Origin of the sequence: Actinomadura spongiicola, from assembly GCF_003432485.1 — a bacterium.
GTDB classification, from domain to species: domain Bacteria; phylum Actinomycetota; class Actinomycetes; order Streptosporangiales; family Streptosporangiaceae; genus Spirillospora; species Spirillospora spongiicola.
Genome location: NZ_QVNQ01000002.1, coordinates 704,041 through 717,258, shown reverse-complemented (window position 1 = coordinate 717,258; position 13,218 = coordinate 704,041). Strand labels below are relative to the sequence as shown.

Sequence of the window (13,218 nt, the reverse complement as noted above, 5' to 3'; positions counted from 1 at the left end):
GAACGAAATCCCCCGAACCCTCAGGACGGCGGAGGGGGAATCGGGTTCGCCGCCAGCGCCGAGGCGGCGGCGACCAGGTTGGAGGCCATCGCCCGGCCGGTGCTCTCCGACCAGTCCCGGCCCTCCTCGCTCTCCAGATAGCTGGGCCCGGGGCCGGGGCCGCGGTTCCAGTAGGTCCACGCCTGTCCCGGAATCGTGTAGCCGAACTCGTTGAGCGCGCCACTCAGGTTGTTGATCACGTGGTGGGCGCCGTCCTCGTTGCCGGTCACGATCACCCCGGCGACTCGGTTGAAGGCCACCGGACGGCCGTCGTCGTCGGTCTCCGACAGCATCGCGTCCATCCGCTCGATCACCCGCTGGGCGATCGAGGACGGCTGCCCCGCCCAGGTCGGCGACGCCAGGATGAGGATCTCCGACTCCAGCAGCGACCGGTGCACGGCGGGCCATGGATCGCCCTCGCCGAGGTCGGTCTCCACGCCCGGCGGGATGTCCAGGTCCACGGCCCGGATGTTCTCCACCTCGACACCCCGGCCTCGCAGCGCCTCCTCCACGACCGCCGCGAGCGCCTCGGTGTTGGACGTCTCCGGCGAGCGTTTCAACGTGCAGTTGATCACCACGGCGCGCATCGGCGGCTCCTCATTGATCAGTCGACTCCGTGCAAGGGCGATACCCCGGGCGTCCTCTCCAAACGGCGCCGGCGCCGCCGGTGTCGAGGCGCTCCCGAGGCGGCACGGTGTCCACCAGGCCGCCCGACCCATGAATGATCTTGAGTTCGCGCTGGTCGGCGCACCATTTGTCGTTTTGGTCCGGGTTTTTCGGTTATGGCGGGCAGGAGGAGATACGTCTACCGAGCGAAGTGTTGATCATGACGGAGGCAGGCGCCGGAGACCGCGGCGACGACAAGACCATCCAGGTTCTACCGACGGAGGAGCTCAAGGAAGCGGGCCGGGCGTTCGTCCGGGCGCTGATGATACGGGCCTTGCAGAAGACCAGCGGAGGAATCGGAGGTCTGAGCCGGCGGCTGAACGACGCCGCGGACGGCCGCGCGAAAGCCGCCGGTAAGAAGGCGGCGGCCGTCGGCGCGGAGAAGCTCGCGGAACAGGTCTCCCCGGACGACTCGTCCGGCCAGGGCGTGGTCAAGACCGGTGCGGAGAAGCTGAAGAAGGCCGCGGGCCTCGGTGGCGGTAAGGACGGCAAGGAGGGCAAGGACGGCGGCAACGGCGGGGACGCGGGGAAGGTGAAGTCCACCAACATCGTCGAACAGGTCGATGTGGGGCTTCCGCGACGCGTGGCCTATGACCAGTGGACGCGCTTCTCGGACTACCCGAGCTTCACCAAGAAGGTGGAGAGCGTCGAGCAGGAGTCCGACGAGAAGCTCAACTGGAGGGCGCAGGTCTTCTGGTCGCACCGCAACTGGGAGTCCACGATCATCGAGCAGGTCCCCGACGAGCGGATCGTCTGGAAGTCCAAGGGCGCCAAGGGTTACGTGGACGGCGCCGTGACCTTCCACGAGCTGGCACCCTCCATGACCCGGATCCTGCTGGTGGCCGAGTACCACCCCAACGGCTTCATGGAGAAGACCGCGAACCTGTGGCGCGCCCAGGGGCGTCGGCTGCGCCTCGACTTCAAGCACATCAAGCGGCACATGATGACGCAGACGATCCTGCAACAGGACGAGGTCGAGGGCTGGCGCGGCGAGATCCGCGACGGCGAGGTGGTCAAGACGCACGAGGAGGCCGTCGAAGAGGAGAAGGGAACCGAGTCCCACGAGGACGACCGGGCCCGCGAAGACGACCAGGCCCGCGAAGACGACCAGAAGCAGGCGGACGACCAGGACCGCGCGGAGGATGGGGACCACGCGGACGACCGGGACCACGCGGACGACCGGGACCACGCGGACGACCGGGGCCACGCGGAGGATCGGGACCGCACGGAGGATCGGGACCGCACGGAGGATCGGGAACACGCGGGCGCAGCGCGCACCGAAAGGTGACGTTCTCGCTGGTGAGGGTACCGGTGACGGGGGCATGTACACCTGTGGATGCGATGGTCCATGCGACGGGCAAGCCGAGCATCGGGGGAAACGATGGGCGACAGCACGTCCGGCAACACGGACCCGGAACCGGAGCGCAACGAATCCGAGGGTGAAACCGAGAACCTCACCGGCACGACCCTGAAAGCGGACGAACGGCCACCCGCCGTCGAAGGTCCGGACGTCTATCTCGACGTTCCGCAGCTCAAGGTGGAGGAGATCTCCATTGAGGTCCGGGACCTGGAGGCGCATGTCTCGCTCGCCGCCGCGGTCCTCGACCTGCTCAGGCTGAACGTCGGCGCGGACGTGTTCCTCGGCAACGTCAAGCTGGAGATCAAGGGCGTCGAGGCGCAGGCGCAGTTGGAAGTCCGGCTCGACAACGTGGCCGTGATCGTGAACCGCGTCCTGACGACTCTCGACCGCAACCCCGACCTCCTCCGGCATGTCGGACGCGGCGTGGAGGCGGCGGCGCGCGACCTGGGCGCCGGCACCCGCACCGCGGTGGGCGAGGTCGGCCGCGGCGCGAGAAGCGCCGTCGAAGACGTCGGAGAGGGCACCGGCCAAGCGGTCGAAGAGGTCGGAGAGGGCACCGGCCAAGCGGTCGAGGACGTTGGGGCGGGCACCGGCCAAGCGGTCGAGGACGTTGGGGCGGGCACCGGCCAAGCGGTCGAAGACGTCGGAGAAGGCACCGGACAAGCGGTCGAAGACGTCGGAGAAGGCACCGGACAAGCCGCCAAGGACGTCGGGAAAGGCACCGGGCAAGCGGCAAGCGACGTCGGGAAAGGCACCGGGCAAGCCGTCGAAGACGTCGGGGAGGGCACCGGCCAAGCGGCCAAGGACGTCGGGGAGGGTGCGGGTGGTGCCGTTCGCGACGTCGGTGGTGGCGCCGGGGAAGGCGTGGGCCAAGCAGCGGAGGCGGCCAAGGACACGACCGACGGCACGGCTCAGGACGACAAGGGGCCCGACACCGACCAGGAGCCGGAAGACACCGGAACGTCCAACGGCGATCAGGACATAACGGCCCTCAAGACCGCTCTCCACGAGACCGGGGCGTCCGTGCGCGACCTCGGGCAGGCGCTGCTCCGGACGATCTCTCAGCGAGCCGGCTCGAAATGAACGAACGTGATCAGGGCGAGCGTCCCGGCGCCGAGCTCCGGCGCACGGCGGACATTCTCTTCACCGCCCGGGTGAAGGCCGACGAGATGCGCTTCGACGTGGTGCCGCACAACTCCGTGGAATTCTCCGGGAACGCCGACGACGAGTCCACGTCCGGAAGCGACCGCACCAACCTGCCGGACGAGGTCAGGGAAGGCGTCGTCTACCGCGACGTCCAGATCGACTACGCCATCGCGGCGAGGCTCCGCCGCGAAGCGGAGTGAGGCCGGGGGTGTCAGGCGCTGAGTGAGGGCACCGGTCGCAGAGACGGCCGTCCCGGCGCGGGGAACACCGGCACGGCCTGGGTGAGGTGCGCGGTCTCCTCGTCGGCGGCCGCGGGGTCGGTCATCGCCTGGAGTCGCCGGATCATCAGGCCCTCGCGGATGGCCCACGGGCAGATGTCGACCCGGTCGAGCCCCAACGTGGTCATGAGCGCCTCGGCGACGATCGCGCCGGCCAGGATCTGCGGCGCCCGCGGCCGTGACACGCCGCGCAGCTTGGCCCTGGCCTCGGCGCACCTGTCGGCCAGGACGGGGATCTGCTCGCGGAGGCGGTCCAGTCTCAACTCCCGCCGCGCGTACGGGCCGGCCTTGCGTTTGGGCGCCCCGGTGAGGCGGGCCAGCTGCGTGAAGGTCTTGGACGTCGCCACCGGCCGGACGGACGGCCGACCGTCGAGGTCCTCCTTGACCTGCGCGCAGATATCGGCGAGCCGCTCGTACACGTGGGCGCGGAGCCGGTGCACGTCCTTACGGGCGGGCGGGTCGCCCGGCAGATGGGCGCGGGTGAGCCGGCCCGCGCCGAGCGGCAGCGACACCGCCAGCGCCGGTTCCTGCCCCTCGCCGTGCGCGATCTCCAGTGATCCGCCGCCGATGTCGGCCAGCAGCAGCCGTCCGGCCGACCAGCCGTACCAGGCACGGGCGGCGAGGAACGTCAGCCGCGCCTCGTCCCTTCCGGACAGGAATCCGAGCCGTACCCCGGTCACCGCCTCGACCTGCGCGACTATCTGCTGTTGGTTGGCCGCGTCCCGTACCGCCGAGGTCGCGAACGCGATCAGCTCCCCGGCCCCGTACGCGCCCGCCGCGCGGACCGCCTCGCCGACCGAGCCGACCAGGCGGCACACCGCGTCCTCCCCGACCACGCCGTCGGCGTCGATCGCCTCGGCCAGCCGGGTCGGGCGCTTGACCGCCGCGAGGGGGCGCGGCGCTCCGCCCGCGACCAGATCCACCACCTTCAGATGGGCCGAGTTCGACCCCACGTCCAACACACCGATCCGCATGGCGACGCTTTACCCGCCCAACACGGCTTTATTAACGTCCCGGCAGCGAACACCACCGTCCGACGACCCCCGGCCCGTGCATCCGAACGACCTTCACCCCCGCAGCACCCCCCGAACGGAACGGACGACGGCATACCAACACCCCGGCCGCAACACGAACCCTCAGACAAGCGCTCGACGCCACTCGGACACGTCCAACTCACCCGATCCGGCACCAAGAAGCAGACATTGAGAGTCACTGTCTCGCCAGGGCCCCAGCCCCACACGCGAACGCGTTACCTGCCCGGTGCAGCGACGCCGAAGGCGAGCGAAACCGGGCGGATCGCGAAGCGATGCGCGTACGCCCCGGGAACGCTCACGCAGCGAGCCGCCAGGCGAGCGAAGTGGGCCGTCCTGCAATAAACACGCTTCAAGGGGATCGTTCGGGTTGGCGGTCCATGGTGCCGTTCTCGAGCCACCGCACGGCGGTCTCCACGTCGGGTTGCAGGTGGACGCCGTAGTCCAGACCGGTGATGGTGAAGACCCGATGGACACGGTCCTGCAGTCCGGCGGCGACCAGGCTGACGCCGCGTGCGTCGGCGCGAAGATACGCGCGGGCGAAGGTGTTCAGGCCGCTGGAGTCGCAGAAGCGCACATCGGTCATGTCCACGATCACCGCCAGGCGGGTCGCGGTGACCGCCTGCTCCAACTGCTCGGCCAGGAGGGGATGAGTGTGGGCGTCGATCGACCCGGACACGGCCACCAGGGCGTAGCCAGCCAGATCCGACGTCTGGACAGTGAGGGAGGACTCAGCTTTCACGAGAGGCTACCTGAGGTCTACGGGCTGGTAGGGCGTCGTGCGTCCGACGGCGCTTCGTCGTGCTGAGTGAACAGGTTGAGAAGCGCGTCGATGCGCTGGTCGGCTTCGGTGGGGTGCCGGAACGGTCGGCCCGCATCGATCGTGTAGGTGTTGCGGCGGCCGACTCGATGCCGGATCAGGTACCCCGCCTCGACCAGATCATTGACGATCAGTTGGGCGGCGCGCTCCGTGATGCCGACGCCGTCGGCGATGTCACGGATGCGGAGCTCCGGATCGCGGGTGATCGCGATCAGGACCCGGGCGTGATTGGTGAGGAAGGTCCAGCCCTTGCCCTCCGAGCTATCCACATGCGTCACCTCCAGGGGGTGCCATCCGTTCAACCGAACAGCTTTTCAGGTAACGAACTACAGCAGTCCGATGCATGGTACCCCAGCCTCGTCCCGTTCGGCGCACCCCAGGGAAAGTCGACTGTCGGTGGTATCACGTTTAATCGAGGTGTGGACGTGAGAGAACGCATCGCGGAGCTGGTCGCCGAGGTCAGGCGGCTGAACGACCTGTACTACGGCAAGGGCGAGAGCCCCGTCCCGGACGCGGATTTCGACGCGTTGAAGGACGAGTTGGCGGCGCTCGTCGCGGAGCATCCGGACCTGGAGCCCACCGACAGCCCGCTCGGCAAGGTCAACGCGCCGGCGGAACTCACCGGTCCGACCGTCCGCCACGCCCGTCCGATGCTCTCGCTGGCGAAGGCGACGACCGACGAGCAGATCCGCGCCTTCTGTGACCGTTTCGGCGGCCAGGTGTTCCGGGTGTCGGAGAAACTCGACGGGCTCTCGCTCAGCGTCGTCTACACCGACGGGAAGCTCGACTACGTCGCCACGCGCGGCACCGGCGCGGTCGGCGAACTGGTCACCGAGAAGGTCCGGCACGTGATCCCGGGACTGCCGACCACGATCGACGCGCCTGGACGCGTCGAGGTCCGCGGCGAGGCGGTGATGCTGCGTTCGGTGTGGGCCGCCTACAACGAGGCGCACCCGGACAAGATTCTGACCAATCCCCGCTCAGGCGCCGCCGGAACCCTCGTCCTGAAGGATCCCGAAGCCGCCGCGCAGGCGAAGCGCCTGCTGCGCTTCTTCGCGTTCGGCGCCGACCGCGAGGGCGCCGCCGTGGAGATCCCGGCGGGTTTCGAGCCGGTCGCCCAGTACGTGTGCGCCACCGCCGACGAGGTGATGGACGCGATCGCCGAGATCGGCGACCGCCGCGACGGGCTCGACTACGAGATCGACGGCGCGGTCGTCCGGCTGCACGAGCCGGCGGCGTTCGGCGCGGCGGGCTTCAACAGCGCCGAGCCGCGCGGGGCCATCGCGTTCAAGTATCCGCCGGAGGAGAAGCTGACGACGCTGCTGTCGGTGGAGTGGCCGGTCGGCAAGATCGGCCGTGTTCCGCCGCGTGCGAAGGTCGCGCCGGTGTTCGTCGGCGGCGTGACGGTGGAGAACATCACCCTGCACAATCCCCGGCTGATCCGGGAGCGCGACCTGCGGATCGGTGACACGGTCGCGGTCGTCCGCCGCGGCGACGTGATCCCGTTCGCGGGCCGGTCGCTGCCCGAGCGGCGCGACGGGACGGAGGTCGAGATCGTCCCGCCGACGCACTGCCCGTCGTGCGGTTCCGAACTGGAGGTCCGCGGCACCGGCGAGGAACGCTGGTGCCTGAACCTCCAGTGCCCGGCGCAGGCGACGCGCCGGTTGATGCACTGGGCGTCCCGCCCGGCGGCCGACATGGAGGGCGTCGGCAACACGTGGATCGAGAAGCTCGCCGAGGACGGCGTGCTGAAACGCCGAAGCGACTTCTACGACCTCACGACCGACCAGCTGCTCGACTACGAACGGATGGGCGAGGTCAGCGCCAAGAACATGGTCGATTCGATCGCGTCCTCCAAGAACATGGGGCTGCGCCGGGCACTGATCGGCCTGGCGATCCCGATGGCCTCCGAAGGCACGGCCAAACGCCTGTGCCTCGCCGGCTACGAACGCGTCGAAGACGTCGCGGCGGCGACGGTCGACGACCTGGTGGCGATCCGCGACATCGGCCCGAAGGCCGCCGAGAGCATCGCGGCCTTCTTCACCCGCCCGGAGGTCCAACAGGAGATCGCGGCCCTTCGCGAACGCGGCGTGAACCTCGACGTCCTGGACGAGGACCGTCCGGTCGACACGGCGGCCGCGGGCGACTCCCCCTTGAAGGGCAGCTCAGTAGTGATCACCGGCGCCTTCACCGACCCGCGCTCGGGTGCCAAGATAAGCCGCCCGGACGTCACCCGCCTGGTCGAACAGGCAGCGGCGACAACCGCCTCCTCGGTCTCGGCCAACACCGACTACCTGCTCGCAGGCGACAACGTGGGTGCCGCCAAGACCACGAAGGCCGAAAAACTCGGCGTCAAGGTCGTCCACCAAGACGAACTTTGGCGCTGGCTGGCCGAAGCCAACATCATCTGAATTCCATGTCGTCCGACGGCCACCCCACTACCGGACCGGCAACACTCAGCACAGCCCTACGGCGTCAAGGCCCGTGCACACAATCCCGTCTGGTCAGGTCCACTGAAGGGATGAGGCCCGGTCGTTCATCAGGCTGCCGATGTAGCTGAGAGTCGTCTGGAACACGGTCCGCGGGGTCACGAAGTGCGGGTGCTCGAAGTGCCTCACCCGGCAGTCGCTGTACGTCCTGAACGAGGAGATCGTGTCGTTCCATCCGATCGGAGCCAGGTCGGCGTATTCGAACTCGACGATGCCGTCGTCGATCCCGTCGCATCCCCGGTACCCCGTGAAGATGATCGAAGACCCGCCGAAGTTCTCGTGCTGGTACTCGATCGACAGCACATACCCCTCCCTGAGAGCACTGCCGCCCCGCTCGGCGGCCAGCGCATTGATACGGCGCTCCAGCACCCGATCAGCCGCTGCGGCAGCCGCGTTCCCAGGCGCATCGGTGATCCGCCCGGCAGTGGCTTCGGCGAGCGCCTCCCGGAAACCACCGAAACACCGCGCCTCGCGATCGCCCACGGACACCACGCAGTGACGTTCCGGCCCTGCGGCCACCGCACTCACCGGCGCCACCACGAGGGCACACAGCCCGCTGACCATCACGACCCCCACCCGCGCCCACCCCAACGCGACCTGCCGCACGTTCCCCATCGTCGCCACCTGCCCCTTCACACGCCCGAGCGCGTCACAGCGCACTCAAAGCCCTCCAACCCAACCCCTACACAAAGAGTAGGCAACCAATCACACAACGACACCTCCGCCGAAGTGACACATCAGTAACGCCAGATCAGTCCGGTTCCAGCCATACGCGACGGCGGCCCACCCCCACGCCACGCAGAGAACCCGAACGCGTCAGATCCACACTGGCCGTCGGCCCCGGCATGGGATGGAGGGGGGACCCGCAACCTGGCAGCCGAGCCAGCGTTCGAAGCCGAGACGCAGACGGCCGCCCCGAGGCACGACGAACGACCCGCGCGCCGCCTGTCCACCGGCGGTGCTCCAGCGTGCTGGCGAACCACCCGGGCTCACCCCTCCCTCCGCGGCCCGGAGTACCGGCGTGCGAGCGACGCTGAAGCGTCCTGCGGTCAGGGCATGTTCGCGGCCAGCAGCAGCGCGGCCATACTGGTGCCACTGACGATTTTCCCGGCCTCGACCAACCCACGAACGTCTGCCAGGGGCACCCACTCGATACGCTCGGCCTCCCAGTCCTCGGTCGGCGAGCCGATATGGGTGGCGCCGTCCGCCCAGTAGATGAAGTGGCGGCTGTCACTGATGCCCGGGGTGGGATGCACGATGGTGAGCGGACGCAGCGGGCCGGGCCTCCACCCGGTCTCCTCTTCGACCTCGCGGGCGGCGGCCGCCTCGGGTGCCTCTCCGTCTCCGAGGCCACCGATAGGGATCTCGTAGCCCCATGCGTCGGTGATGAAGCGATGCCGCCACAAAAGCAGAACCCGCCGGTCCGAGTCGACCACGACCGCGCCCGCTCCCGCGGCCGACCGGATCACACGGTGCGCCAGGTGCCGACCGCCCGTGATCTCAACGTCGGCGAGGCGGATGTCGAGCCAGGGATCGCTGTAGAGCGGCTTCTCCGAATGAACCTTCCAGCGCACGAACGGACTCCCTCGATCGGTAGGCGCGGCTCACCCGTAACGCTACTGATCGCTCGCCGCGTTCCCGGCAAGCGCGCACATCGCTCGTCTCATAAGAGGCGACTGCGCGGAGGAGGCCTGAACCTACCCAGGATCACGAGCCGGTGCGCCTGCCTAGCAGGCGTCCGGGGAGCCGAACGGACTCCGAGATGATCCCGCTCGTCACCTAACTGTGGCGGCTGCGATGCCAAGGCGGCCCTGAAATGTCCTATCGCGCGGAGGTCATCGACCTGGAGGTCGGAGTGCTGGAGGTCAACGCGACGAGCATGCGTCCGCCGGAAAAGGGCGCCTGTCTCCGGTCGCGCCCGAAGGCGGGGGCCGGTTGGCGGGTCTCGCGTCGCCCCGATCACCGGCGAAGAGATCGTCTGGCCAGGAACGTCCGAACGTTGTTCCCGGGCCTGTTCGGCAGCGTCCGGAACCCGCGCAGGTGCGGCAGACCAGCAGCCAAGCGCCGGCGCTGACCCACGCCGCCCTACAGATACCTCCGCAACAACCCGCACCATCCGGGGACGTGGGACGGAGCCCCAACCGGAATCCAAGGCCCCCGGATCTCAGCAAACCCGCACCGGGCAGGGGGCGTAAAGGAGCCCCACGTCGAGGCCCCCGAATCACCCAGGAAAACGACAAAGGACCAGAAGCGGCGGAGCCGCTAACTGGTCCTAGACCACAGCTACAGGCGCCCAAACAACAACCCGCACCGACAAGGGGCGTAGGGGCGAAGCCCCCACACCGGGGGCCTGGGGGTCGCCCCCCAGAAAACAGAACGAAACGACGCAGCGAAGCCGACCGCAAAGCGGCCGGCGAGCACACATCGCCCAGAGCGCAGCGGCGGAGCCGCTAACTGGTCCTAAACCGCAGCCACAGGTGCCCAAACAACAACCCGCACCGACAAGGGGCGTGGGGGTCGCCCCCCAGAAAACAGAACGAAACGACGCAGCGAAGCCGACCGCAAAGCGGCCGGCGAGCACACGTCGCCCAGATTGCAGCGGCGGAGCCGCTAGCTGGTCCTAGACCACAGCTACAGGCGCCCAAACAACAACCCGCACCGGCAGGGGGCGTGGGGGCGGAGCCCCCACACCGGGGGTCTGGGGGTCGCCCCCCAGATAGACAGAACGGAACGACGCGGCGAAGGCGCCAAAAGCGCCGAGCACACGTCGCCCAGAGTGGAGGTGGCGGGAATCGAACCCGCGTCCTTCGGTGATGGGTCAGGGCTTCTCCGGGTGCAGCCTGCTTGGCGTTTTCTCAGTCCCGGCGCTCACGCAGGCGTGTCGCCGACGGACTCAGTCGCTGTTCGGTGTTCCTGTGGGCCCCGCGACCGGGCTCACAGGTGGAGTCTCCTTACGATGCCAGGCCCCGGGTCGGAGACGCTCCCGGGCTGACAGAGTTCGCTCCTCGCTCAGGCGGCGAGGGCGAACTCGGACTGCTTCTTGTTGGCAGTTATTGGTTTGCTGTCACAGGATTTACGAGGTCACGACAGCAACCCTCGACCCGCTTCCCCTGGCTCGAACGACCGAAGTCGAAGCCGGTCACCCCCATGTTCAGTTGTCAAAGCGGGCGTCCGGGGACGTCCGCACGATGACGTTACAAGGACAACGGGTGAGGGGGCAACGGAATTCCCGTGGAGACACGTGAACCCCGGTGGGCGTGCGCTTGGCGCGCCCACCGGGGTCGACCGGCAGGGTCGGGCCGGTCCGGACGGCAGAGCCTCCCCCGAGACGAGGCTCTGGTCTCATCACGGCGACTGAGTCCGCAACCCCCCTAGCGGAGTCTCAGTCACCCGTAAAGACGCCTGCGGGCGACGGGTGGTTGCGCACGTTGAGTAAAGAGATCACAAAGCCGTAACACGGCTGGTCGGGCTAGCGTCCGCGGAGGAAGGTCGCGGCGATCTCGGGGGTGTAGACGAGGCCTTCGACGGCGATGGCGAAGGCGCGGTCGCCGCTGGAGCCGACGAACCAGGAGATGGTTCTGGTGCGGTCGCCGTCCTTGTAGGTGACGGGGGCGGCGACGCCGACGGTGTCGCCGGTGACGCGGGCGCCGCGGGCGTTGCCGTGTTTGGCGGTGCGGGTGAGGACTTGTTTGAGGTCGGCGACGGGTTCGGGGGGGAGGCTTTGGGGCGGGGGCGTTTGGCCGGGCTTGGAGATCCCCTTGAGGACGTAGGGGGGCTTCCAGGTGCCGTTCTGGGCGGCGGCGGCGACGAGGGCCATGGTGAGGGGGCTGACCCGGACGTTCCCTTCGCCGATCATGGCGGCGGCCTTCTCGGCGTCGTTGGTGGGGACGGGGACGGAGCCGGTGAACGCGGGGACGGTCAGGCCCCAGTTCTGGCCGACGCCGAACAGGCCCGCCTCTTTGAGGAGGGTCTGGGCGTCGAGCCGGTTGCTGAGCTGGGCGAGGGTGGTCTTGCAGGACGCGGCGAAGTGGGTGGCGAAGGTCCCGTCGCGGCGGGCCTTGTTGGTGAACGTCATGTTGCCGACGGTGGCGTTGGCGGGGCAGGTCGTCTTGGTGGCCTGGTTCACTCCCGCCTTGGAGAACAGGGCCTCGGCGGACACGATCCCGAAGGTCAGTCCGGGCGGGTAGCTGCCTTCGAACGCGAGGTTGCGGCCTTCCGTCCCGTGGTTGGAGACGGCGAAGATCTCACCGGTGCTGGGACGCACCACGACCATGGAGGCCGGGTACCGCAGGCCTTTGAGCGCCAGGTCGGTGCGGCGCTGGTAGCCGGGATTGAGGGTGGTCTGGACTTCCTGCGGTTTCTGACCCGGCCAGGAGCGCAGTTCCTCGGTGTTCTTGCCCGTTTCGTCCTGCGCGACGACGCGGACGGTGGGTGTGCCGGCGAGGCGCCGTTGCTGGAGGAACTGGATGCCGCTGACGCCGATGGTGTCGCCCGGCTGGTAGGGGGCGCCGACCTGCTGGAGGCGGTCGGCGGTGGCGGGGCCGAGGTTGCCGACGAGTTCGGGCGCGTAGGCGGGAGCGATGGGGGACGTGACGCCCTGGAACTGGATGCCGGGGACGCGGTTGAGCCGCTGGATGAGCTGGTTGTTCTCGGGGACCTGGAGGGTCAACAGCGGCAGGAAGTCCTGCGGTGGGGCGGAGCGGACGCGGCCGAGGAGACGTTCGGCGTCCAACCGGCGACCACCGTCGATCTTGGCCTGTTTGGCGAGAAGGTCGAGGGTCTTCTGCGGGTCGGCGAGCTGCCCGGGGTACACGCCGACCATGTAGGCGTTGACCTGGTTGAGGATGGGGTGGCCCTCGGTGTCGGTGATGGGGGCGCGCTCCGGGACCTCGGTCACGACGGCGAGCCGCTGTCCGGGTTTGAGCTTGGTGTGGATGATGGACGGGCTCCAGATGACCTTCCACTTGCCGCCGACGCGCTTGAGGTGCATCAGCCCCGGATACTCCCACGGCTGGCCGTTCTCACCGAGGTCGATCTTCACGGTGAACCGGGCGTCGGCCTCGTCGTCCTTCTTGACGATCTGGTCGACGTCGCTGCCGGGGACCCCGGTGCCGAGGGACAGCCGCAGGGACGCGGCGTCGAGCTGCTGCCGGACGCGGCTGAGCGCGTCCTCGACCTGGCTCCGGTCGACGCCGACGGTGCGGTCGGCGGCGGCCTCGTAGTTGCCGACCTGCCAGGCGATGAGGAAGTCGCGGACGGCGGGCATCGCGGACGGTTCGGCCCAGCAGCCCGTCGTCAGGGACGCGACCAGGGCACCGCAGGTCGCGAACGACGCCGCCCGGCGCCAGCGCGTCCACGTCCCCCTGGGGACCCGCCTCCGGTTGGTCAT

11 protein-coding genes and 1 other RNA gene are annotated in these 13,218 nt (G+C 68.9%); 4 read left to right on the top strand and 8 right to left on the bottom strand.

The window, feature by feature from the left end; genetic code table 11:
* Nucleotides 1-20: 20 nt before the first annotated feature.
* Nucleotides 21-626, bottom strand: coding sequence for a flavodoxin family protein (locus tag D0T12_RS07885; protein ID WP_117398773.1), 606 nt, complete (start codon nucleotides 624-626; stop codon nucleotides 21-23).
* A gap of 239 nt (nucleotides 627-865) precedes the next feature.
* Here D0T12_RS07885 and D0T12_RS07880 point away from each other — a divergent pair, with 239 nt between their 5' ends.
* The 3 genes from D0T12_RS07880 (at nucleotide 866) to D0T12_RS07870 (ending at nucleotide 3,411) form a co-directional block, all read left to right on the top strand.
* Entirely contained in the window at nucleotides 866-1,993 is a 1,128-nt protein-coding gene (locus D0T12_RS07880) for an SRPBCC family protein (protein WP_117398988.1), read from the top strand.
* Between the two features lie 93 nt (nucleotides 1,994-2,086).
* A complete protein-coding gene (locus D0T12_RS07875) occupies nucleotides 2,087-3,148 on the top strand; it encodes a hypothetical protein (protein WP_117398772.1) in 1,062 nt (353 codons plus the stop codon).
* Nucleotides 3,145-3,411 carry a hypothetical protein gene (locus tag D0T12_RS07870; RefSeq protein WP_117398771.1) on the top strand — a complete coding sequence of 89 codons (267 nt, stop codon included), beginning with the start codon at nucleotides 3,145-3,147 and terminating at the stop codon, nucleotides 3,409-3,411. Before D0T12_RS07875 ends, D0T12_RS07870 begins: the two co-directional genes overlap by 4 nt.
* Nucleotides 3,412-3,422: 11 nt before the next feature.
* Here the strand turns inward: D0T12_RS07870 and D0T12_RS07865 are convergent, their stop codons facing one another.
* The 3 genes from D0T12_RS07865 to D0T12_RS07855 form a co-directional block, all read right to left on the bottom strand.
* Nucleotides 3,423-4,463 carry a Ppx/GppA phosphatase family protein gene (locus D0T12_RS07865; RefSeq protein WP_117398770.1) on the bottom strand — a complete coding sequence of 347 codons (1,041 nt, stop codon included), beginning with the start codon at nucleotides 4,461-4,463 and terminating at the stop codon, nucleotides 3,423-3,425.
* 409 nt (nucleotides 4,464-4,872) lie between these two features.
* Nucleotides 4,873-5,262: an STAS domain-containing protein gene (locus D0T12_RS07860; RefSeq protein WP_117398769.1), complete on the bottom strand. Its 390-nt coding sequence runs from the start codon at nucleotides 5,260-5,262 to the stop codon at nucleotides 4,873-4,875.
* A 17-nt stretch (nucleotides 5,263-5,279) separates the two neighbouring features.
* Nucleotides 5,280-5,609, bottom strand: coding sequence for a helix-turn-helix transcriptional regulator (locus tag D0T12_RS07855; protein ID WP_117398768.1), 330 nt, complete (start codon nucleotides 5,607-5,609; stop codon nucleotides 5,280-5,282).
* 156 nt (nucleotides 5,610-5,765) lie between these two features.
* On the opposite strand from D0T12_RS07855, the gene ligA reads away from it, so the two are divergent.
* Nucleotides 5,766-7,751, top strand: coding sequence for an NAD-dependent DNA ligase LigA (gene ligA, locus D0T12_RS07850; protein ID WP_233525897.1), 1,986 nt, complete (start codon nucleotides 5,766-5,768; stop codon nucleotides 7,749-7,751).
* Nucleotides 7,752-7,844: 93 nt separating this feature from the next.
* Here ligA and D0T12_RS07845 read toward each other — a convergent pair whose 3' ends face one another.
* The 4 genes from D0T12_RS07845 to D0T12_RS07830 form a co-directional block, all read right to left on the bottom strand.
* Nucleotides 7,845-8,435, bottom strand: a complete 591-nt coding sequence (locus tag D0T12_RS07845) for a hypothetical protein (protein ID WP_147339431.1) — start codon at nucleotides 8,433-8,435, stop codon at nucleotides 7,845-7,847.
* A 443-nt stretch (nucleotides 8,436-8,878) separates the two neighbouring features.
* On the bottom strand, nucleotides 8,879-9,403 hold the full coding sequence (locus D0T12_RS07840) for an NUDIX domain-containing protein (protein WP_117398765.1): 525 nt from the start codon (nucleotides 9,401-9,403) through the stop codon (nucleotides 8,879-8,881).
* Nucleotides 9,404-10,603: 1,200 nt separating this feature from the next.
* Nucleotides 10,604-10,976, bottom strand: a transfer-messenger RNA (tmRNA) gene (gene ssrA / locus D0T12_RS07835).
* Between the two features lie 322 nt (nucleotides 10,977-11,298).
* Nucleotides 11,299-13,218 (bottom strand): penicillin-binding transpeptidase domain-containing protein, encoded by a 1,920-nt coding sequence (locus D0T12_RS07830; protein WP_117398764.1) that lies wholly within the window; start codon nucleotides 13,216-13,218, stop codon nucleotides 11,299-11,301.

What these genes read in the sequence shown, in the direction of transcription:
- D0T12_RS07865 (WP_117398770.1), bottom strand. Translation starts at nt 4,463, where the DNA reads ATGCGGATCGGTGTGTTGGACGTGGGGTCGAACTCGGCCCATCTGAAG.
- D0T12_RS07885 (WP_117398773.1), bottom strand. Translation starts at nt 626, where the DNA reads ATGCGCGCCGTGGTGATCAACTGCACGTTGAAACGCTCGCCGGAGACG.
- D0T12_RS07830 (WP_117398764.1), bottom strand. Translation starts at nt 13,218, where the DNA reads ATGACCAACCGGAGGCGGGTCCCCAGGGGGACGTGGACGCGCTGGCGC.
- D0T12_RS07880 (WP_117398988.1), top strand. Translation starts at nt 866, where the DNA reads ATGACGGAGGCAGGCGCCGGAGACCGCGGCGACGACAAGACCATCCAG.
- D0T12_RS07875 (WP_117398772.1), top strand. Translation starts at nt 2,087, where the DNA reads ATGGGCGACAGCACGTCCGGCAACACGGACCCGGAACCGGAGCGCAAC.
- D0T12_RS07870 (WP_117398771.1), top strand. Translation starts at nt 3,145, where the DNA reads ATGAACGAACGTGATCAGGGCGAGCGTCCCGGCGCCGAGCTCCGGCGC.